The organism is Paenibacillus sp. J22P165, from assembly GCF_059692015.1.
In genome coordinates, this window is the sequence record NZ_JCAUAP010000017.1 from 1 (window position 1) to 23,090 (window position 23,090).

Genomic DNA, 23,090 nt, shown 5'->3' on the forward strand with positions numbered 1-23,090 from the left:
CTTGCACATACTTTACAGCTTCACGTTTAAAAGTTTCATTATATCGTTGTCTTGAATCGCTCATGGACAAACACCTCTTAGTTCATAGTTAAGATTATTATTACTTCTACAATAAGAGACGTCCACTTTTTATTCTAGATGCATTCCTACATCTATTTCCGGGCAAAACAAGCCTTTGGGGAGTTTAACTGGATTTTCTACATCTACTTTTGTTCGAATTGTCCCCTTGCACGAAGTTGGCCTGAAATAACGGGAGAAAATCCAGTTAGTTTGCGAAATGCCATGATTTAATTTGATTTAGCTGCAGAAAATCCAGTAATTCGCTTGGACACAAGCAGCACCTCATGCTATAACCCACGCTGATAACAATAAAAATAACCCCACAGCTCATCCCTGTGGGGTACTTCTATTTCCAATATTTATCTCAATGTTTTCAACGCGCCGCTCCAAGCATTCACTTGATCTAGCATCGCATTTACGTTAGCTTTGTGAAGATCAGCTGGCTTGAAAACTGAGTAGTTTTCGAAATCTGTAAATAAGGAGAAAGTTGGGTGTACGCGAACGTCAGCTACCAATAACTCACCAAGAATACCGCGTAGATGTTCAGCAGCACGAGCACCACCAGTTGAGCCATAGCTCACGATACCAGCGGCTTTGTTATTCCAAGCCTCACGTGCGGAGTCAAGTGCATTTTTCAATGCTCCTGTAATGCTGTGGTTGTATTCTTGCACGATAAATACAAATCCGTCCAAGCTATCAAGCTTTGCATTCCATGTTGCAAGACCAGGTTCTTCCCCAGTACCTTCACCTAAGAAAGGCAATTTATACTCGGCAATATCCACGATTTCGTAAGCAGCATCACCGCGCTCGTCAGCAACTTGCTTAATGTATTCGCCTACTTGTGGGCTAACGCGTCCTTGACGTGTGCTACCTAGAATAATACCTATTTTAAGCTGTTTGTTCTCGTTTGTCATTTTCCTTACCTCCTAATATAAAGTAAATCACTTACTTAATGTTACTTAGTTATTATAACGAGTAAACTTGCTTACTGGAAGTAGGCACTTAAAAGATACCCGGTATACTTTAGGATACCTACTCTAATTCCTCATTTAACTTATCCACGCTTCCCTAATTAATAATCCCATGAGAAACAATCTCCACTCTCACCGAAATTTGAAAATTCACCTTCGGGTACTCCATTTCCCAGTCCATCTGTTTCCACTCATTCGGATAAAACGCGATCATGTCCCGCGCAATGCCTAAGGCATCTGAGTGTGCACGCTGCGTTAGCTTGCAAATATCATTAGCTTCCTTCGTGAGTATCTCGGAGAACCTCTTATTCAATTGCTCCAGTTGCTGCTTCTCCGATAGATTGTATTTGGCAATTTCAATGACTGAGCCTTTCATCTTCAAGTCTATGCGCACCTGAACTCGGCCCTCAGCATCAATCCACACATGCTTGTCTCGCTTTAAATTGGACATATTTAAGGATAAATAATCCGAGGGATCATTGCCTTCAGATTCCTCCTTAATATTCCGCGTAATCACGCAGAGGTTGGCTTTTCGTCCGTACATTAGAATGATTAGCGTAGATTGCTCTGGCGTTAATGAATACCCCGTATATTTACGATTATGCAGCAAAGCTAAACCATCCACTACGGCTTTATCTGACTCTTTCCTAAGCATTGGAATGACGGGATCGCGCCCTGCATCGTGCAATGAAGGATAAAGGGCGTGTAAAGTTAAGGAGGGAATTACCGTTTCATACCTGGCACTCATAATAATTTTCCGCAAATATTCCCCAGAGGTGGCGGAGCCTATACGGTCTAGTCGAATCAAATCACCAGCATTGCCCCGAACGATGGCTACTTTGGCCAGCATTGGATCATTCGCATTTCGAAATGTAGAGTCCAGAATATCTGCTAAATCTTTTTTGGCCAATTTCTCTCCGATGAGCATGACTTGATTTTTGGAAGTACCTATGGGACCTGCGATTTGTAAGCCAATTTTCTTATATAAGGATTCTTGTAAGGTTGGTCCTGATGCCGATAACACCTCATGCACGGGTGCCGTCCTTTCCTTCCCGCCTGGAGATTGAATGGTTACGGTGGTAACGATATCATTTTTATCATTCGCATCAATGGACGTTGCGTAGATCAATTGCAAGTTTTTGAGTTCATTATGATAGTTGCAGCCAGTGAGTAACAGAGCCATCAGACACCCAAGTACAAGGCACCTCATGCTTGTATTCCTCCCCTTTTTCCCATTAACCAAGCTAACACTAAGAGCACAATTGGAATCCCGAGTATAATGAACCCTTCAAACTTCGTAATTTGCGCTACTAATTGAACTCTCGCCTCTGATCGCCAAAACATGCCAGCTAAACAGACAATAGGGACTAGATAATAAACAGCTTTCCTATGCTGGTTACCATGGAACAGATAGCCGAGCCCCTTCGTAGCACAATAGATGTAACTGATCAGTGTCGCGGTCACTTTCACCAACCAGATCGAAAGAAACAGTAGATCCAGTCGTTCCAAAAATGGCAGTGAAATGCCGTTCAAATAATACGGTACTGGCTGAGGGATGAAATTAAGTGACTCCGGACTAAAATTCAGAAAACAGACAAGGACAACGATCATAAAAAATAAGGTTGCCATTCCATTTGCCCATAGCACAGGTGCTACCATACTCTTTCCATTTGATTGAACATCAGCATTCACAACTAAAAATACCTCAAAACCTAGAAATGAGAGCACTGAGCTTTTGACCCCCATCATAATTCCCTGTAAATCTTCTTGCCCAATAGGTAATAGGTAGCGGTAATCCATCGTACGAAAACTCGTCAGCATGATCGCTAACATAATAATGATCAGCAAACTGATCAGCGCATGGTAACGAGCAATAATTCGGATATTCTCTTTAGCTAAATAGAGGCAAACCAAACAATTCGCAACAATGATAAGCCATGGATTCGAATAAGGTAATATCCACAGCTCGACAAAGGTCATCTCCAGCAACAGAACCAGACAGGTTGTAAAGATAAAATGCACAATAAAAATGGAGGTGATCGTATTTCCAAGCCATTTGCCTACAATAAGAGGTACGAATTCATAAAGGCTTTTCCCGGGGAATCTTTTGCACAAAAGGACGTAACCAAGTAAGACAAGCTGCACGCACCCTCCAGCCAAAAGCAAAGATATCCATCCATCTGCACCGGCTGCTTTATGCAAATCATAGGGAAATGATAATACCGCGATACCGATCTGTGTTTGCAAAATGAAAGCAAATAATTGTACCCGTGTCATGATGCCCTCCTGTCTGAAGCTTTCCCGCCGAAGATTCGTCTTGGCAGCTGGATAAGCGTGACCAGGATACGTTTTGGTTTAAACGGCATGAACGGAAAAAAGTAGGGCACGCCAAACGTTTCAAGCTTACTTAAATGCATGAAAAGCATGCTAAAGCTAAAGGCAATTCCGACAAAACCTAGCAGTGAGGATGCGACCATCATCGGGAATGAGACCAGCCGAATCGTAAGGCGCATTTCATGAGAAGGCACGCTGAACATAGCAACAGCTGTTAGGGAAATGACGACAATCATTGTCGTGGACACTAAATTGGCATTGACGACTTCACTTCCAATAACGAGTCCTCCCACAATAGACAACGTTGAGGCAATTGATTTTGGCAATCGGATCGCGGCTTCTCTGAGAATTTCTAGCACGGTGATCATGAATAAGGCTTCCATGAGTGGATTAAATGGGATATTTTCCAATGAAGCTTTCAGAGAAAACACCAAATCAATGGGCAATATATCAAAATGATTGGATACAATAGCTATGTACAAAGATGGCAGAGCGATGCCGAGCATGGCGCTGATTAGCCGAAGAAATCTAACAAAAGTCCCGTTCCACCACCTCATATTAAAGTCGTCTGCAGCCTGAAAAAACATAAAGAACGTAACAGGCAAAATGGTTGCGAACGAGCTGCCGTCTACCAATATTGCTACTCGTCCTTCCATTAAATGCGACACGGTACTGTCGGGTCTTTCCGTAAAAAGCATTTGGGGAAATAATGATAAATGGCTGCTTTCCAAACGATCTGTAATTTGACCTGGGGATTTAATATAAGTAGCCTGATTGGTGATTAAATTAGCAATAATCTCGTCGACAACGTTCATATCAGCAATATCACACATATAAAGGAGTTTTACACTCGTTGGGCTTTCCGTTCCCAGTGTGAAGTGCCGCTCAACCAAATTCACATTCTTCAAGCGTTGGTGAATTAATTGCGCGTTAATGGAAATGTCATCCACAAAGCCAACATGCGATCCACGAACCGTTTGTTCGTTCTGTGGCTCTCCTACATTGTGCACAGCTCTGACACTGGCATCGACCAATACAATATCCATCCGGCGTTCCAGCAAAATAGCACATTTCCCCTCAAGCATCCCGCCTGCCGCTAACTTCAAATCTGTAACAAGCTCAATATCTAAGATAGGAAGTATATCTTCAAGACGACCATCCCCTGATTGTAGCAAGGGTTTGAGAATATCGGCTTGCAACCTATCTGAATCTGTAACTGTCGTCAGATAGAGTAAGCTCCCCCTCAAGCCATGCAACGTGAACTCCCTGGAACGCACATCATCGGAAGAATGGAAATACTGGAATAGGTTCTGAATATTCACCTCGATCTCTTCAGAGATCAGAAAAGAATCTTTTTGCATTTCCATACCGCGCCCTCCGTTCAACCGCATTTCCGTTAGTATTTACCAGTTCCACGGGATTATCCAGATACAACCATGAGAAAAACCGCCTAGGCTTGTAGGGCCTGAGCGGTTTACATGTGAAACCTATTGAATACTAATCGCATCCCTAGTCGGCTCAAGAGGAAGCTGTAGAACCGTGTTATCCCGCACCATGCCGGTACTGACCGGATTCATGCCGTACTGGTAGGTGATGCTCCCGCTCCCTGCAATACTTGAAGCCAACTGTAGTCGAATCGTAGTCCCATTCAGCCTGCTCGCTGAAGTGATGGCTATGGCCGTTGTGCCGTCCCAAACTTGGAACCCAGTGATGCCTGTTGTTGGCACCGCCAGGCGTTAACGTAACTTCTACTTCATTTTTGCTTGCTGTCGTGAAGTTCACCTTGGGTACGCCTAAGTTAGTCGGTTTTGTCGACTAATTCCTCTCGATTTGCCTGAGTGCGCTTGAGTTAGTCGGTTTTGTCGACTAATTCCTCTCGGTTCGCCTGGGTGAGCCTGAGCTAGTCGGTTATGTCGACTAACTCCTCTCGGTACGCGTAGGGTGAGCTCGAGTTAGTCGGTTTCTCCGACTAACTCCTCTCGGTTCGCCTATGCAGTGCTATGCTCCCTAGAAAATATCTCGGCGCCAGCCATTCAACTTGGCAACAGCCTCGACGTAGAAATAGTCGCCATAGATCAACGAAACATCGATGTTTTGTCCAGCTGGCTTATATCCTGTGCCATGCAATAGGATGGCTTCATGCCCCTCACCAGACATGTAATTCTCGGTTAACGAGCGAATCATACGTTCCGCTTTCCCACGGTACAATCTAGCTTCATTCGGGGAAACATGGCGCGCGATCTCGAGCAGGCCTGATGCCGCGATGGCTCCAGCTGAGCTGTCTTTCGGCTCTCCTTCCGCCATGTCCGTCCGGAAATCCCATAACGGCACATGATCGTCCGGCAACGAAGCGATGAAGTAGTTGGCCGCTCGCTTGGCCCCATATAGATAGCGCTGGTCGCCCGTGTTTCTGTATGCGTTGGCCAATCCATAAATAGCCCAAGATGCCCCTCGGCTCCACGCCGAGTCCGGCCCGAATCCTTGCCCGCCAAGCGCTTCAATGAACTCGCCTGTCTCAGGATCAAAGCTGACTATGTGGTTCACGGAACCGTCATTCCGAAGGAAATGCTTCAATACCGTATCCGCATGGCGAATGGCGATATGTTTATACCGCGGGTCACCTGATTCACGACTAGCCCAAAACAATAACGATAGATTCATCATGCAATCAATGATAGCCCAGCCAATCTTATCGAAATTCCAAGCACGGATGAATTGCCCCTCTGTATTAAACCGGCCCGCTAAGAAATTAGCGGCTTGCATGCCTCTGCGATATCCGTCAACATCGCCAGTTCGTTCATATTTCACGACAGCTGTCGGCAAAAATTGAAAGCCAACATCATGGTGGAGCTCTTGAGACGGCTTAATTAACCACTGTTCAATTCGTTCATCCCACGGCCAAGCCGCCTGCTTGTAGTGCTCTTTTCCCGTTAGCTCATGCATGATCCATAGAATGCCCGGCCAAAATCCGGACGTCCACCAATCCGTCTGTGTGTTATCATACACACCGTCCGCTTTCGCCACATGGGGGCATTTGTCCCCCAATTGCTCAATCATGCTATCGACTTTCGTCTCTAAGCGTAACTTTAACTGCTCCCAATATACTTGAGCTTTTGTCACTTGTCCTTCCCCCTCCTGTGCTAGCTCGGTAACGTTTGTCTCTGAAATTTAATCTGGTTAATTTCCCCTTGAAGTTCTTCTCCAGCGATCCATCGCGCCAAATCTTCCACAACCAAGAGTCCCAGCTTACTCTTCCAATAGTGATTAAATCCGCCAATATGGGGGAAACAATAGGCATTGGAAAGTTGAAGCAGCGGGTTCTCCATAGACAATGGCTCCACATCAAATACATCGAGGGCAGCTGATATCCGTCCTGAAGTCAGCTCATTGAGCAGTGCAGCTTCATCAATAATCGGACCTCGGGCCGTATTCACAAGCAGGGCGCCATCTGGCAGCAAGCTCAATTCTTTGGCCCCGAGCATCCCTCTCGTTTTCTCCGTTAATGTATTATGTAAGGAGAGCACAGAGCTGCGTGATAGCACGTCTTCAAGTGAACAAAGCTTCACACCAAGCTCCTGAGCTTCCTCCGTTGAGCAATTCCCCGAATACAGCAGAATCTCTGCCTCATACGGCTGCAAAAGACGGATAACTTCTCGTGAAATTTCACCATATCCGATGAGCCCGATCGTTTGACGATACAACCCCTTCACGGACTCGCGATTGTTCTGCGTCCATCCCCCCTGCTTTAAGCGCTGACTATAGCCGGACAAATCCCAACTGCCATGCAGCATTAAAGCAACAGCTAGTTCAGCAGTCGAACGGGCTAATGACGTATTTGCGTTGACCACCGTCATGCCTAACTCATACACTTGGGGATCGACCATCGGTACAACCGTACCTGCCGCATGCCCAATAAACTTCAGTTTACGAGCCCTCTCCAAAACGCCTGCATCTAACTTAGCTGAGCCCCATGAAGTGATACAAATATCATAATCGCCAATACGCTCTGCCAGCTGACTGGAATCCAGATGCTCATCGGTCCAATCCACCTCGCACAAAGCGTTCAATTGTTGTATATTTTCTTCTTGAAAAATTAATTTACGTAAATAAGGATCACTCACCGTTACCAATGCTTTCATACGTATCTACACCTCGATCATAAATTCAACTGTCTTGATTGATGTTGTTTACCAGATCAGCCATATAACTCACGTATGCTGGCAATACTTCTTCCGGTTCGCTGCCTGCAACTCGAAGCTCCTGTCGCCATTTCGTTTCCCATTCCAAGGAAAAATAACCATCATAGCCACTCGCAAGCAGCAAACTAACGATACGCTGATTCGGACTACATCCCTCACCTAACAACGTATAAGCCCAATCGTGTTGGATAGGATCTGCCCATGGCTTACCATCCTTCATATGCACATGCACACAATCCTTACCCAACGATCTAAGTGTCTCTTCCGGCTGCTCGCCATCCTCAAGCGGATGCAGCACATCCCAGATGACGGCGCAATTCGTCCGATTCACATCATCTAGCAACCCACGGAGCACTTTACCCGTTGCATATTCGTTGTGGGATTCGATCCAAACGCTAATCGACAGCTCACTTGCCAGATCACACATATACTGAATGGTTTCCACGATGCATGCGTGGTTCAATTCCACCATCGGATCATCGAATCTACGCATGAAATTACCTAAGAAAATGCGAATAGCCGGCGACCCGAAATCCTGAGCGAACGCCAGCAACTGGGGAAATAACGTCTCGACCTGCTGACGTTCAGCATCTCCCAAGCCTTTCACGCATAGACCCGATCCAATATCGGTCACTTGAACTCCCGCAGAAGCCAACGCCTCTCCAGCCTGCCTGCGAATGGCCGGATTCGTATCTAATTTCCCCCAAGCATGGATTCCTTCGCGAAGCTCGATGCCTGAATAGCCATAATCGGCGCATGCACCGATGAGCTGCTCTACGCTCCAGTCTTCACAAGGAAGTGTACTAAAAGCTAGCTTCATCCCGTTCACTCCTCAGATGTTAGTTTGAGAAATAGCTGTAATGGCTGCCCCATTTCCCCTTCAAACCGTGCCCACGTATAGATGCCGTTGCGATTCCCATGCTCCGATCCCAAGGTGGTAAGCTTATGTGAGGAGACGACGTCATATCTGTAGCCACCCATAACGACACCTATCACGTTATCCTCACTTGTAATCGTCGTCTCATCTTTCCCATTCGACAGCAGCAGCGGCACCTGATAGTAAGGTACACGGTCTACCTCTCCGAGTAGTTCCACTTGGATAGCTAATCCAACCTCCGTCAAAGCATACGATTCCCTTAAGCGCATGCCATCGGGGATTCGACCACCACTATACGTGACGCTCAATTTCACTTCATCCTGCGCTTCTTCCACTACCTCGATCGCACAATCCAACGCACGATCACCATCACTCAACCACTGCACGTCCCCAGACTCATCCGTCCACCCCGCACATAAGCTCAACGCCTTGCCTCGCACGGATTCCGGCAGCCGATACTTAGGCTCTGCCGCACATGGCATCGACAATGCCAACTCCGTCGGTACTCCGCGTTTATGCAGTCGACCGAGTCCGGTCGCATCATAATAGGCATCCGCCCGCGTGTCGATTTCAATTGAGTAGCCTCCGCAATTCGCGAACACCTTATGGAACGCGTCCGAGGTTTGCCATACGTAGCCACCAATCTCCGCAGGGCAGGTGTACTCCTCAATACTGTCATCCGCAGACAGCACAGCGATGTACAGGAAAGTCGCGAAAGTGGCCATATATTTGGCATAATAACCATAATCCTCTGTTCCGTAGCCCGAATCGGGTGGGAAAAAGTTCTTAATATGACGAGGTGGATTCTCCTCGATCAGCCACCGCTTGAGCGAGTCCAGCGCCAGCCGAGCCGCCCTTTTAAACGCCCCAGCCGTCTTCAAGTCTCCCAATTGTTTATACCTACAAGCCTCGTATTCCGCATTTGCAGCTACTAACGCCTCGTTAAATAAATATTGATTGCTACGGCCGCCATAAGGTAACTCGCCCGCAGCGGATTGCATGAACAGCGTCTGTAATCCAGCTTTCTTCAACTGCTCATCCAATGCCTCTCGATAAGGGCCTTCATAGCCCGAACCGAGCAGCAACTGAATCTGGCAGCGCGTCGTTAAATCGTAGAGAGTCGGGTTACCCGGATCTTTGTACATGCCATTTTCATCAAACAGCGTCAATTGATGAGGCCAATGTGCCGCAAAATAAGCCTTCGTATCGGTCAATCCCGCACGTTCCCTCAAATACTCGCCAACCATGTTATAAATGTTAATGTTGTGAAGCTTTTCCTTATCCGTCACAGTCTGATTCGTATAGTAGTAATTGCGGTATGGCTCGATCTGTTGGAGCGCACCTAGCCACCTCGCTGAAGTCTCGCGATCCAGCTTCTGTTCCATAGCGAAATACGAAAGCATGACCTCTTTTACCGCAAAATCCACCATTAAATTGCCTTCGTGTCGATGTAAATCCTCACAAAGCGCCGTCATCATGCGCTCCCACAGCGACCGTTGCTCGGGTATGCGACCAGCCGCCAATAAAATACCTACGATTGAAGTCACACGCGAGTAGGCTTGCACATCAGGAATGTGCCCTGTCTCCGCTTCAACCGATGCCTGATGAAAGGCTGGAAGATCATATCCATGTAACGCGAGCTCGATCATATCGAGATACGTTTCTTTCGCACTTGGCTTGCTTCCCATACTTCGTTCTGCATCACCCTCAACCAACTCAACATGCTCATGCAACCAACGAAGTGCTTCATCCTGCGAATTCTTCATGTCATTAACCTTTCACAGAGCCAAGGAGCATGCCCTGATTGAAATATTTCTGCATGAACGGATAAATTAAAAGCATCGGTACAGCTCCTACAACAACAGCCGCCATTTTGACGGGTGGACCGAAAGCATAACCGCCTGCCGTTAACTCCAAACCTGTATCTGAAACAATTAATAATTGACGTAAGAACACTTGCAGCGGCCATTTCCCAGGATCATTGACATAGAGAATTGCTGTGAAATACGTGTTCCAATTCTGTACCGCATAGAACAATGTGAACGTCGCGATAACCGGCATCGAAAGCGGAATGATGATGGTCCAGAACAGTCGCCATTCCCCACAACCATCGATGCGTGCGGATTCTTCCATTTCGCTGGGTACATTTTGGAAAAAGCTGCGAATCACGATCATATTGAACGGTGTAATCGCCGTTGTCAGGAAGATCGCCCAGTACGTATTCAGCAAATGTAACTCTTTAACAACCAAATATTGCGGAATAATTCCACCAGCGAACAACATCGTGAAGACGACTAGGAAGTTGAGCGTTTTGCGACCCCTCAGCCAGCTCTTCGATAAGCCATACGCCATTAAACATGTCGTAACCATATTGATAGCCGTACCGAGCACCGTGATGTAGACAGCGTTTTGGATTGATTTTGTAAACAAATCATTGAAATATAAATATTTATAGGCGTCCAGGCTCCATACTTTTGGAAGGAGGAAGAAGCCTCTCGTATTCATCTCATGGGTCGTGGCAAACGAGCTAAATAGGACATATAAGAACGGAAAGCTTACAATGACCAAAGCGACTAGCAACACACCGTACAAAACGATGCGGAAGGGAATATCTGCTTTTTGCATCCGGAAATTCATCAGTATACGCCCTCCTCACCTAATTTTTTAGACAAACGGTTCGCTCCAATAACAAGTACTAAGCCGACTAAGGATTTGAACAACCCAACTGCTGTTGTATAGCTAAAAGCACCTTGTAGAACACCATTGCGGTACACATAGGAGTCGAAAACATCCGAAACCCCAATATTAATGGAATTTTGCATGAGATAAATGTGTTCAAACCCGACTTCTAGCACCGAGCCTAATCGTAAAATGAACAAAATAATAATTGTCGATTTGAGCGCAGGAACGTTAATACTCCACATTTGGCGCCACCGGCCTGCTCCATCTACTCTCGCTGCTTCATACAGGGTCGGATCCACCGCTGCCAGCGCAGCTAAGAAAATAATCGCGTTCCAGCCCGCTTCTTTCCAAATATTTTGGAACACATACACCGAACGGAAATAATCGGGATTCGTTAACAGTTCAACTCGCTCTAACCCCATCGAAGCTAATAAGTTATTGATTCCTCCGCTTTGCGTGGCAAACAAGAGAACCGTGATCCCCACAACGACAACCCACGAGAAAAAATGGGGCATGTAGACGATTGTTTGCATCGTTTTGCGGAACCAGCGAACCTTCACCTCATGAAGCAGCAAGGCTAGCACTACAGGAGCAGGGAAAAAGAAGATCAGATTAAATAAACTGACGAGCATCGTATTTCTTAACAAAATGAAGAAATCTGGTTCTGTGAATAATTTCACAAAGTGGTCGAATCCAACCCATGGACTATCCATAAACCCTACAAATGGGTCATATTGTTTAAACGCGATAATAATTCCGCCCATCGGCAAGTACTTAAAAAGAATGAAGAATAATAGGCCTGGCGTGATCATGAGATACAGAGGGAAGCCTCGTTTCACATCTTGCCAGAGCTTGCTAGAAGGGGTTGTTCGTTTGACAACTGCTATCCCTTGGACTTCCATAGGCTGCTCTCCTTGTTAAAGGGCACCTCCCCTTCATAGGAAGGTGCCTGGCATTATGTTATTTCCGTTATTTCAATTTCCGTTATTTCGTTGCTTGGTACGCCGCATTAATCTCTTGAATGATCGTATCGCCGCCAGCTGCTTTCCAGTTCGCCACCGCTTTGTCCACGAATTCAATCGGCTCTTTGCCGTAAATCACTTGAACGAGCGCATCCAGCCATTTGCCGTTAATTTCTTTGCCTTTTTCCGCTAACGTTGGTGACACGAGGCCAGCACCTTTATTTACCCAAGTATACTTCTCATTGTTGTTGATCCATTGTGTGATCACTTCAACATCTTTGGGGTTATCAAACTTGTATAGTTGGTGCATCGGATCCGGTTTAATCCACAACCAGCGAAGTTTCTTAGGAATATCTGTATCCGTTGCTGGCAGCTTCTCAAATTGATTCGCAGACACTTTTTTGTAATGCACATCTGGAACGCCATGCTTCGCAAAGTCATAGCCTTCTTCCGTGGATAACCAATCATAGATTTTCAGCAAACGATCTTGAATCTTCGCGTTACTCTTCGCATTGAATACGATCTTTTGACCGCCAACATTATCAAACGTTACCGTTCCTCGCAAACCCGTTGGCCCCGCCGGAGGTGTCAATTGTGCGACCTCGGCTTTCGGGTCGGCTTTTTTCACATTAGGGATAACTGTCGTAAACAAATTATTCGTATTCACATACGATACACCGGATTTTCCTGCATAAAATTTGCTCTCCGGATCATTTTGCTTGTTCACAAAGAAATCTTTATCGAGCACACCTTCTTTGTACGCTTTATTCAAGAAAGTAACGTATGATTTCAATTCATTCGCTTGCGCTTGAACAGGAACCAACTTGCCGCCATCTTCTTTCCATCCATTCGCTAGGCCGAATGCTGCTTCCAAATAATCCGGTCCATATACACCGCCAATAATCATCTGCTGCGGATAAAAAGTGAAGCCATACGTATCTTGCTTGCCGTTGCCATCTGGATCTTTGGTCGTGAAGGCTTTGGCCACTTCATAGAATTCATCAACCGTTTGCGGCTCCTTCAGCCCCAATTTATCCAGCCAATCCTTCCGAATGACCAAGGAATCACGATTGCCTTCACTCCAGAGCGGAATACCAAGGTACTTATCCTTCGGATTTAAAGCGCTCCATAGCTGATCAGGTACAACTTTCGCTAGATTCGGATATTTGGCCAGCTTCGGCTTGAGATCCATGAAGACGTTTTTCGTTGACCACTTCGTGAAAAACTCAGGATCGATATAGAACGCATCCGGTAGATCATTGGAAGCCGCCAGCACATTCAACTTCTCGACATAATTGTCCGAGGGGATCCACAACATTTTCAGATCAATGTTAAATTTATCGTTCAAATATTTGATGCTTGGATGATTATCCGGCCAACCGCCGCCTGCATAGGAGCGAGACATCATCGTAATCGTCAATTTCTCTTCTTTTTCCGGCACCGCAGTCGTAGCAGCAGCTGTACCTGTAGCCGTAGGCTGCTTTGTATCCGTGCTTTGACTTTCATTTTTCGTGGAGGCACAGGCTGTTGCTAGGACGCTTAATGTCATCACCGTGACTAAACCTATCGCTTTCTTTTTCATGAAGAAACCCACCTATTCGTTTGTAATGTCCCTTACATGTATGATGATACCGAATTGGCATGGCAAAGGCTTTATCCTACTCTTTGATTTGTTATCCGATTCTACGCTCTTACACGATTCTTAGCTATTACGAGGAATAAGCACCGACACGACCGTCCCTTTACCGGCAAAAGAGTGTATCCGCAGCCCATAACGTTCCCCGTAATGCAGCACTAAACGAGCATGTACATTGGCTAATCCTAGCGACTGCTCTTTGACGTATTCATTCTGCACGTTAGCTGTAATCCGACTAAGCGTCTCTTGTATCCGCAACAACCGTTCCTCTGGAATACCAGGGCCGTTATCTGCAATTTCAATCATTAAATCCTCTTCCACATCATACGCACTCACGAAAATACCCCCATCCCCGCCTTGCCGCTCAATGGCATACTTCACCGCATTTTCGACAATGGGCTGCAGGGATAGCTTTACAATCCGGCAATCTAGGAACTTTTCATTCACATACAGTTTACTTTCAAAACTATCCGGGAAACGAATATGCGTGATCTCCAAATATTTGGTCAAATGATTCAGCTCATCCTTGAGGGTAACCTCCACCCCTTGAATGTTCGCTGTATAGCGATATATTTCACCTAGGTTTAAAGCCATTTTCTCCAGCAGCGGTGCTTCTTCTAAATAAGCGATGCTCTTCATAATATCCAATGTGTTATATAACAAATGGGGATTGATTTGATTTTGCAGCGCTTGGATGAAGGCATCCTTCTGCTGTAGGCGGATATGGGCTTCTTTTAAACTTAAATCTGTCACGTTCGTGACCAGATCATCCAATTGCGTGACCATCTTATTGAAATTCCGATTTAACTGTTGAACTTCATCTCGACCTGGTGCAGCCAGCGCCCTCGTTTGAAAGTCTCCTTTGGAAACCTTCTGCATCAGCCTACCCAGCTGGACGATCGGCTCTACGAAATGGTGGGACAGCTTAGGGATTAAGAAAATAATTAACAGCAAGATGATAATCAAGGCGTAGAAAGTTGAATTTCTAGCTGCATTCAGTCCGCCCGCCATCTCTTCAAACGGGACAAAAGATACAATCTGCCAATTGGTGATCGTTGATTGCGAGCTGGAAACGAGCATTTTCTTATTCTGCCAATTCTGTACCGTCACTTCTTCTTTTTGATTCAGATCAATTGTGGCTAAGGAGGTTTGCGAACGCGGTAAGCCTAGCCAATCTGGATTCGGATGATAGACGATCACGTCGTCTGACGACACGATAAAAAACTCACCGCTCGTGCCAAGCGTCGATTTGTTAAATGTTCGATCGATTTCGCTGAGCTGCAGCTCAACAACAAGCTTGCCGATATTGGCCATCCCATCGATACCGGTAATCGGCACGATTAAAGAAATAACAGGAATGCCGTTGGACATCCCCTGCTGGATGCGATGTGTCTGAACAACTTGCAGCGTGTCTTGATTCGGCATCGAGTACCAGGGCTGTTCTTTAATAATTTGCTCGGCCCCAATCGCATAATCGTAGAGAGAGATCACCTGATTATCCTTGGATACGAGAAACATCACTTGAATTTCTGAGTAGTTGAGGGAAAAATACGATTGCAGCTTCTTCTCAATGCCTTGTTTCTCCGATGGGGAGTATTCTCGGTTATCGACTAAGAACTTCTGAATTTCGGCGTCCGTGATCAAGGTCGATAGCGATTTGGCCATTTGCTTAAAATAAAATTCCATATGATAATTCAGGCGCGTCGTCGCTTCCTTGGAAATCATCGTGAAATCCTTTTGCACCGCACGGCTGTAATAGTTATGGGAAAATAAAGCCATCACCGTCACCGAGAGGATGCATAGCGTAAGGAAGGCAACTGTCATTTTGAGCTGAACGGAGTATTTATAGATCCACTGATTGCTCATAAGCCCAGCTTCTTTCTGTATTCATTCGGAGACAGACCCGTTGCTTGCTTGAACACACGATTGAAATAAGGTACCGTGGTGAAGCCGACCTCTGAGGCCACTTGGTAAATTTTCATATCAGAAATGAGCAGCTCCTTCGCCTTCATCACCCTAGTTGCATTCAAATAGTTCACGAAAGAATCACCGGCATGCTTTTTGAAAAGAACACTGAAATACGCCACGCTTAGATTCGCTTTTGCCGCCAATTCCGTGATCGTTAGCTCCTCTTTGTAATGCTCTTGAATATATTTGCACAGCTTATGGATAACTCCTGTGGAGTTAAAATTCATCATATCGGGGTAGCAATTCAGCCATTGGTGCAGAATACTCTGCATCCGCTCTGTGATGGCGCTGTCTGAGCTATCTGTCATGTCTTTGATTTCCCACTTGGGATAAATATCTTTCAGAATTTGCTCCCATTTCTCAAAAAGCATGGCGCAGAGCGTCGTGCGGATCCCGTCATGTCTCCCTTTTAAGCGCAGAAGTGAGCTCAATAGCTCTTGGCTCCTCTTCACCAACTGATCAGGCTGATATTCGGGAAGCTCGTAAATAAAATCTTCGATATGAACAAAATGCTGATACACATCCTGGAACTGCTTCAGTCGGTTGATCGAGCGCAGCAGGGCATCCTTCAAATCGCTTTCGGAAAGCGGTTTCAACAAATACTCGGTGACACCGTAGCGAATCGCTTTTTGCGCATATTGAAAATTGTCAAACCCGCTGATGATGATCGTGACAATGGGATAATTTCTAGCTTGTATTTGCTCGATGAGCGCTAACCCATCTTTCTCAGGCATCTTAATATCGGCAATCACAATGGAAGGCCAGAGCGTCTGGATCATGCTCCACGCTTCTTCCCCGTTCTCTGCCTCACCAACAACTTCAAAGCCAGCACCGATATTCTCAATCATTTTCACTGTCGCCTTACGGATCCACGGCTCATCCTCCACAACCAAAACACGATACATGACAATTCTCCTCTCGGATGTTGGGTAACAGGTTACACACGTTCAGCAATGATTGTTATGATGATAACATAGGCATGGTAGATGTGTGAATCATTCTGTTTTGCACTTGAACAATGAGGGAAATAGTGATCTATTCAACTTCTACTAACTGGAAAATATGCAGCTATTTATGAAAATCCCCCTCGAAAACTCGATTTAACTGTAAAATATGTAGTTAAAACTAACTTTTTTGTTCGATTTAGTTAAATTAGTTAAAATTAACTTCAGATTTTCCATCTAATCTGCATTCGCCCCCATAATCGCACAATTTAACTGTATAAAATGCATCTAATCACCTGAAACGCAAGAGTTCGCACGAAACTTTCATCCGACTTGAGCGCCCGCACAAAAAGCACCTCCAGCCGCAATTGCAGCCGAAGGTGCTTCTTCAATTCTCGTACATTAGCCCAAATCAGGCGTATCCGTCAGTTCAATGACGGCATTCTCTGTGTGGTGCAGTTCCAATACGATGATCTCATTGCGCCCTACTTGTAGTAAAGGAGCTGGCAGATACAACGTGTTTTGAGGGCCTTTTTCCCAGAAGCGGCCGAGGTTGAAGCCATTGATCCATACGACGCCTTTGGACCAACCGGCTAACTTGACGAACGTATCTCCTGTTTCATCTACAAGAAACTCCCCGCGATAGAGCATCGGACGATCTAAGCATGTGCTAGTTGTGCTGGCCCCTGTACCGTGACCTTCAGCCCCAACGTCTGCACCAACCTCTGCCCCCTCACGCCCAAACGGAATGACCGCTAGATTGTCTAGTGGGAGTGGATGTATCGTCCAGTCAAAAAGGAACTGATTATTCATTCGCACGCCTTCTGTGATCCCTTTGCAATCTCGAAGACGTGGACCATAGTTAACGCGACCCATGTTCTCAACAACGATATCCAGCTTCGCTCCCCCAGCAGGAATGTCCATCTGGAGTGGACGCGGATCCCATCGTTCTACCGTACCTTGATATACGCCATCCAAGAATACTTGCGCACGATCGTGTACCTCTTGAAGGTGCAATTTCTCACCCACACGCGGTCCAGACACTCTTGTCGAATAGACGATGAAGCCATAATCTTGTCCTAGATGCTCCATCGACACGGGATAGGTACGCTCAATTGGTTTTGACAGATATGCTAATGAGTCCAGCAAATCGACCTTTTCCGTCAAAGCGATTTTACCATAGCTTTTCTTCTTAATAGGCGCAGGCAGTGCTGGAAGTTCATCTTCACTTTTGCCCAAATAATTAGCAATCACCTTACGTACAGCGCTATATTTCTCCGTCACATCCCCACATTCGGACAAGGGTGAATCGTAATCGTAGCTAGTAATTGTCGCTTCGTACTTCTCTTGGTAGTTCGCACCGTTGTAGAATCCGAAGTTCGTTCCACCGTGGAACATATAGAAATTGACCGAAGCACCCGCTCGAAGCATCCGATCGAACACATCCGCGACATCTCCAGCCTCCCGCGTGTGATGCGGCTTCAACCAGTGGTCAAACCACCCGTTCCAATACTCCATGCAAAAAAGCGGTTCATTCTCACGATACTGACGGAATTTCTCGAAAGCTGCTTCCGGCTGTGAGCCGAAATTAACCGTAGCCAGTGTACCCGGCACCGTACCACCTTGCAGCATGCCATCCTCAGGACCGTCTGATGTAAACAGCAACACGTCCACGCCACGACTGATTAAACCGTCTCTTAAATAGGTTAAATACGCCGTATCGTTCCCGTAGCTGCCATATTCATTCTCAATTTGCACAGCTAGAATCGGCCCGCCATTCGTACTAAGCAGTGGCTTCAAACGAGGAATCAACTCGTCGTAATAACGATCCACTTTTTGCAAATACATCGCATCCATACAACGTAATTTCATAGCGGGATATTGAAGCAGCCACGCTGGCAATCCACCAAATTCCCACTCCGCACAAATATATGGACTAGGCCGCACAATCACATGTAGACCAAGGTTTCCTGCTAATTGAACGAATGCCTCCACGTCCGCGAGGCCGTTGAAGTTGAATTCGCCTTCCTTCGGTTCATGCAAATTCCAAGGTAAATACGTCTCAACCGTATTAAAACCACAGGCTTTCAACTTCAACAAGCGATCTTCCCAATAAGCCGGCACCACACGGAAATAATGAATGGCTCCTGAAATCATTTGAAATGGCTCGCCATCTAGTAAAAATTGTTTATTTCCAACTGCTAAAATAGCCATATATATCCCTCCAGCACCTACATAAAAGTCGTGTTCTTCTCTCTTCATCATCGCTGAAAAGCGACTCTCCCTCAATCTCCAAATGGAGCATATTCTATACCAAATGCGCCAACTAATGATACAATAGACAGAACGAATTGAGCGGAAGGAGGCGACGTTAAGATGGAAAATTTGCACCCGGATATTTACCGTTTTCCAAACATGATCCAGACGCTGCAAGTTATAGGCTGCCACTTCGGGCTACAGCCTCCAGGTTGGGAATATCCAAGACATCATCATCATTTATTTGAGCTGCTGTATTGCTCGGAGGGAGAAGTTATTCACGAAATCAACCGTGAAACGATTACAATGCGAGAAGGTGACTGGCTGCTGATCAAATCCGGCGTTAGACATCGCTCTTCTAACACGGCAGCTGCGAATTATGGTTACTTTAATGTGCATTTTGACCTCGATGATGCTGATATTCGCAGTCTGCTTGCTGCGGCAGCTTACCGACACATTTCCAGGCAACAGGCGGAGCGCAGCAAGCTGAGGTTCTATGTGAACGAGCTGGAGGCCGTTATGCAGCGCAATCACGCCAAGGACTCAAATCCTGAACTAGAACAGCAAAACTCGCTGCGTTTTGAAGACAAGCTGCTGCTGCAATCTTACACGCTGCTCATCATCCATGATGTGCTTTATCTACTGAAGCTGAAGCAACAAACCACACCCAAACAGCATCCTTCTGATCAGAGCAAAGATGCGTCCTTATTTAGTACAGATGTAGCGCATGCCATTGAAGAAAAGCTGTCGCTCGGCATTAGCGAGGAAGCGAGCGTTGCGGGGATTGCTAAGGAGATGAACCTTAGCCGCAGCCAGTGCTCTAAGCTTTTTTCCAAGGTGTATGGCTTATCACCTCGCCAGTACGTCAGCCAGCAAAAACTCAAGCTGGCAAAGGAACTGCTCGTCACGACGCATCTGCCGATGACAGCTATTGCCGATAAGCTTGGCTTCCAGTCCGCCAGCCACTTCTCGCGGCAATTTCGCCGCTGGACCGGACAGTCGCCAAGCGAGTTTAGGCCTAGGCATTATGCCGATCAGTAATAACCGTGCGAGGCGGGATCTAACAATCTTGGTCAGTTCACCACCACCGCTGTTCGATTAGTCTGAAATTGCCGAACTAATCCTAGCAACTCCACCCACTAAATTAAATTAGTTCGAAATTACCTATCTAAATCAACTATTACACCTCTCCAAAGAGCAAAAAGCGTCCAATAGTTCGGCAAAATCGAACTATTGGACGCTTTTTGCAAGTAATACTCAATTTAGTTCGGTGAAGTCGGACTAATGCACGATGAGTTCGACTTACAAGTCGCTTTCGTTGCGCGTGGCGCTCTCTACTCCCCGCCATTCTTTCCCTGTCTTGCACATTACTCGCTAATTCGCACCTCAATACCAAGTGCTTCCATCGTATCTATCCATTCTTTGGGACAGCCTGCGTCCGTGATCAACATGGAGATCTCCTCTAACCTCGACACTCTCGCAAATGTAGACATCCCAAATTTGGAATGATCCGCGACCAAAATAGATTCCTCTGCGCGCTGCATCATTTTCCGGGAAATGGTCGCTTCAGCTAAATGGAAGTCAGTAATCCCATCCACCAATGAAATGCCACCCACGGAAATAAACGCTTTGTTTACTTTAAATTGATCCAGCATTTGATCTGTGAGGGAGCCTGTTGCCGCTTGATACTCTGAATTAACTTCCCCGCCTGCAAAAATAATTCTCCCGCGAAACGTTTCCAGCGCTGCATTGAGAATGGGGATCGAGTGAGTGATCAAGGTAATGTTCGTTCGATCCTTTAAATAGGGCAAAATTTCAATGGTCGTCGTACCGTTATCCACCATGATCGTTTCACCGTCTCCAATTAATGAAGCTGCCAGCTTACCAATGGAAGCTTTCTCTGACCTCATCATTTGCGTCCGTTTTAGAAAAGGCGGCTCGACGAGCTCTATGCGCATTTTGACAGCGCCGCCATACACTTTGCGAAGCTTGCCTTCCTTCTCCAATCGATCCAAATCCCGCCGCACCGTTTCCGTAGAAACGTTAAGCAGATCTGACAGGTGATGCACCTGCACTTTTCCTTCCATTTCCAAATGACTCAGAATCGTCATCCTGCGATCTTCATATGTTAATGACATCAGGGCCTCCTACTTGACCGATTTCATGAACTTGATGTTGTTTTATGTTGTTTTTATCATTGTAGAGTCAGCGGTACAGGCTGTCAACAGATGGGCATGCTTTCTAAAATTGCTGATTGACAGCCTGATCGGACAGCGATACAATTGTCAACAAACAACATGATTTTAATATAAAACCACATGAATACACCACTCAATGCAAAAATGGAGGGCTTATCGTGCCACATTCACTCATCTTTCGTGAGGATCACACGTTTACGATCGCACAGTTCACGGACTTACATTGGAAAGATAGCGGTGTTCTGGATCAACAGACACGCCGATTAATGGAGGATATCCTCGATACCGAGCAACCGGATCTTGTTGTTTTTACAGGTGATGTCATTTATACCGGTGATGTCGCCCCAGGTGATCCTATTTGCGAAGATCCTTTACAAGCTTTACGTGAAGCTGTCCATTCCGTGGAAACACGCGGGATTCCATGGGCGATCGTGTTCGGCAATCATGACACCGAGTCCATCATTACACGTGAAGACCTCATCCACGCCGTACTGGAATATCCCCATACCGTTGCACAGCGGGGTCCTGCCCAGCTTAGCGGAGAGGGGAATTACCGCCTATCCATTCAGAATGCTGAGGGAGAAAGTAAATTCAACCTCTATTTCTTTGACTCCGGCGCCTATTCACCGGTACCGCATATTCCAGGCTATGATTGGATTCGCAGCGACCAAATCGCATGGTACAAGGAGCAATCCCTTGCGATTCGAGATACTGCTGCTGAACAGCCTTTACCTGCGCTTGCTTTCTTCCATATCCCCTTCCCGGAATACCAACAGGTGTGGGATACGAAGACCTGCTATGGACATTTCTTTGAAGCTTCTGTTTCGACCAGCCAAGTCAATTCAGGCTTATTCACAGCGATGCTAGAAATGGGCGATATCATAGGTACGTTCGTCGGCCATGATCATATCAACGATTATTGGGGCGAGCTTCATGGTATTCGCTTGTGTTACGGAAGAGCGAGCGGCTATAACACGTATGGCAAAGAAGGCTTTCAACGCGGCGCTCGGATGATTCGGCTTCGCGAAAATGAGCGAAGCTTCGAGACCTGGATGCGTCTTGCTGATGGCACTGTCATTACCCAGCAACCTGAGCACATTCCTGGTACATAAACCATTACAAGATTCGGAGGTGATGGTTTGATTATCATCGCAACACTGCTTGTTATCGCATCTGGCCTCGCGCATGCCATTTGGAGCTTATTCACCAAAAGCAGCCGTAACAAAAGCGTCTTCCTATGGTCCATCATCATGGTGACCACCGTCATCTTGCTGCCTACCTTAATCCGAGAATTATGGCTCACGCCCTTATCCTTATCTGCTTATGGTCTACTTTTGTTATCAGCTTGTTTACAAGCCGTCTATGCACTCTTACTTACACGTACCTATACAATGGGGGATCTCTCTCAGATCTACCCGATTATGCGAGGCACCAACACCCTGTTCATTCCTCTTATCGCTGTCATCTTTCTGAGCGAATCTTTATCTCTGGTCGGATGGCTGGGACTGCTATGCATGGTGATTGGCTTTATTTCGCTCAGCGGTATCTTCACAGGAATACGATCTGGAACACTCACGATTGGATCCGTTAAACCATTTCTAATGGCTTTAAGTGTGGGCTTGTGTACGACTTGCTACGTACTTGTCGATAAATTAAATCTCGCACACATCTCTCCTCTCGCTTTATTAGAAGTGACAAATATCGGATTTGTCGCAGGGCTCACACCTTATGTTATCGCTTCTAAGCAGCTGCGTATCGAGTGGAGAATAAACTTGAAGACGATTGTACTCGGCGCCATTCTCAATCCCGCGTCCTACTTATTATTTCTCTTCGCCATGAAGTACGCGCCTGTTGCCCATATCTCTCCGTTGCGTGAGATCGGGACTGTTTTTGCAACCATTCTGGGCATCGTTGTCCTCAAAGAGAAACAAGGCCATTTACGCATTCTATGCTCTATTCTTATTTTAAGCGGAATTCTCATGATCAGTTTTTGGGGTTAAAAA

The 23,090-nt window shown here is 46.1% G+C and carries 19 protein-coding genes; 3 read left to right on the top strand and 16 right to left on the bottom strand.

Annotated elements, in window-relative coordinates; genetic code table 11:
* Positions 1–419: 419 nt before the first annotated feature.
* From AC58QM_RS30930 to AC58QM_RS31000, 15 genes are all read right to left on the bottom strand, one after another.
* The gene (locus AC58QM_RS30930) at positions 420–974 is read right to left on the bottom strand and encodes an NADPH-dependent FMN reductase (RefSeq protein ID WP_497288600.1); all 555 of its coding nucleotides are present in this window, start codon (positions 972–974) and stop codon (positions 420–422) included.
* A gap of 154 nt (positions 975–1,128) precedes the next feature.
* On the bottom strand, positions 1,129–2,241 hold the full coding sequence (locus AC58QM_RS30935) for a Ger(x)C family spore germination protein (RefSeq protein WP_497288601.1): 1,113 nt from the start codon (positions 2,239–2,241) through the stop codon (positions 1,129–1,131).
* Positions 2,238–3,308 (bottom strand): GerAB/ArcD/ProY family transporter, encoded by a 1,071-nt coding sequence (locus tag AC58QM_RS30940; RefSeq protein WP_497288602.1) that lies wholly within the window; start codon positions 3,306–3,308, stop codon positions 2,238–2,240. The genes AC58QM_RS30935 and AC58QM_RS30940 overlap by 4 nt, the downstream gene beginning before the upstream one ends.
* Positions 3,305–4,732 carry a spore germination protein gene (locus AC58QM_RS30945; RefSeq protein ID WP_497288603.1) on the bottom strand — a complete coding sequence of 476 codons (1,428 nt, stop codon included), beginning with the start codon at positions 4,730–4,732 and terminating at the stop codon, positions 3,305–3,307. Before AC58QM_RS30945 ends, AC58QM_RS30940 begins: the two co-directional genes overlap by 4 nt.
* 120 nt (positions 4,733–4,852) lie before the next feature.
* Entirely contained in the window at positions 4,853–5,092 is a 240-nt protein-coding gene (locus tag AC58QM_RS30950) for a hypothetical protein (protein WP_497288604.1), read from the bottom strand.
* Positions 5,093–5,372: 280 nt separating this feature from the next.
* Positions 5,373–6,422: a glycoside hydrolase family 88 protein gene (locus AC58QM_RS30955; protein WP_497288693.1), complete on the bottom strand. Its 1,050-nt coding sequence runs from the start codon at positions 6,420–6,422 to the stop codon at positions 5,373–5,375.
* An 83-nt stretch (positions 6,423–6,505) separates the two neighbouring features.
* On the bottom strand, positions 6,506–7,504 hold the full coding sequence (locus tag AC58QM_RS30960; RefSeq protein ID WP_497288605.1) for a hydroxyacid dehydrogenase: 999 nt from the start codon (positions 7,502–7,504) through the stop codon (positions 6,506–6,508).
* Between the two features lie 25 nt (positions 7,505–7,529).
* A complete protein-coding gene (locus tag AC58QM_RS30965; protein ID WP_497288606.1) occupies positions 7,530–8,384 on the bottom strand; it encodes a sugar phosphate isomerase/epimerase family protein in 855 nt (284 codons plus the stop codon).
* Between the two features lie 5 nt (positions 8,385–8,389).
* Positions 8,390–10,207 carry a hypothetical protein gene (locus AC58QM_RS30970; RefSeq protein WP_497288607.1) on the bottom strand — a complete coding sequence of 606 codons (1,818 nt, stop codon included), beginning with the start codon at positions 10,205–10,207 and terminating at the stop codon, positions 8,390–8,392.
* 4 nt (positions 10,208–10,211) lie between these two features.
* Entirely contained in the window at positions 10,212–11,078 is an 867-nt protein-coding gene (locus tag AC58QM_RS30975) for a carbohydrate ABC transporter permease (protein ID WP_497288608.1), read from the bottom strand.
* Complete coding sequence (locus AC58QM_RS30980) at positions 11,078–12,025, bottom strand: ABC transporter permease (protein ID WP_497288609.1); 948 nt, start codon at positions 12,023–12,025, stop codon at positions 11,078–11,080. The genes AC58QM_RS30975 and AC58QM_RS30980 overlap by 1 nt, the downstream gene beginning before the upstream one ends.
* 82 nt (positions 12,026–12,107) lie before the next feature.
* Positions 12,108–13,667: a type 2 periplasmic-binding domain-containing protein gene (locus AC58QM_RS30985; RefSeq protein WP_497288610.1), complete on the bottom strand. Its 1,560-nt coding sequence runs from the start codon at positions 13,665–13,667 to the stop codon at positions 12,108–12,110.
* A 120-nt stretch (positions 13,668–13,787) separates the two neighbouring features.
* Positions 13,788–15,587, bottom strand: coding sequence for a sensor histidine kinase (locus tag AC58QM_RS30990; RefSeq protein ID WP_497288611.1), 1,800 nt, complete (start codon positions 15,585–15,587; stop codon positions 13,788–13,790).
* Positions 15,584–16,594: a response regulator transcription factor gene (locus AC58QM_RS30995; RefSeq protein ID WP_497288612.1), complete on the bottom strand. Its 1,011-nt coding sequence runs from the start codon at positions 16,592–16,594 to the stop codon at positions 15,584–15,586. The genes AC58QM_RS30990 and AC58QM_RS30995 overlap by 4 nt, the downstream gene beginning before the upstream one ends.
* A 441-nt stretch (positions 16,595–17,035) precedes the next feature.
* A complete protein-coding gene (locus AC58QM_RS31000) occupies positions 17,036–18,847 on the bottom strand; it encodes a glycoside hydrolase family 35 protein (protein WP_497288613.1) in 1,812 nt (603 codons plus the stop codon).
* Positions 18,848–19,009: 162 nt separating this feature from the next.
* Between AC58QM_RS31000 and AC58QM_RS31005 the strand changes: the two genes are divergently transcribed.
* On the top strand, positions 19,010–19,930 hold the full coding sequence (locus AC58QM_RS31005; RefSeq protein ID WP_497288614.1) for an AraC family transcriptional regulator: 921 nt from the start codon (positions 19,010–19,012) through the stop codon (positions 19,928–19,930).
* 326 nt (positions 19,931–20,256) lie between these two features.
* On the opposite strand, the gene AC58QM_RS31010 is transcribed toward AC58QM_RS31005, so the two are convergent.
* The gene (locus tag AC58QM_RS31010; RefSeq protein WP_497288615.1) at positions 20,257–21,027 is read right to left on the bottom strand and encodes a DeoR/GlpR family DNA-binding transcription regulator; all 771 of its coding nucleotides are present in this window, start codon (positions 21,025–21,027) and stop codon (positions 20,257–20,259) included.
* Between the two features lie 218 nt (positions 21,028–21,245).
* On the opposite strand from AC58QM_RS31010, the gene AC58QM_RS31015 reads away from it, so the two are divergent.
* Together AC58QM_RS31015 and AC58QM_RS31020 are read left to right on the top strand one after the other, a co-directional pair.
* Positions 21,246–22,199 (top strand): metallophosphoesterase family protein, encoded by a 954-nt coding sequence (locus AC58QM_RS31015; protein WP_497288616.1) that lies wholly within the window; start codon positions 21,246–21,248, stop codon positions 22,197–22,199.
* A 27-nt stretch (positions 22,200–22,226) separates the two neighbouring features.
* Positions 22,227–23,087 (top strand): EamA family transporter, encoded by an 861-nt coding sequence (locus tag AC58QM_RS31020; protein ID WP_497288617.1) that lies wholly within the window; start codon positions 22,227–22,229, stop codon positions 23,085–23,087.
* Positions 23,088–23,090: the final 3 nt, after the last annotated feature.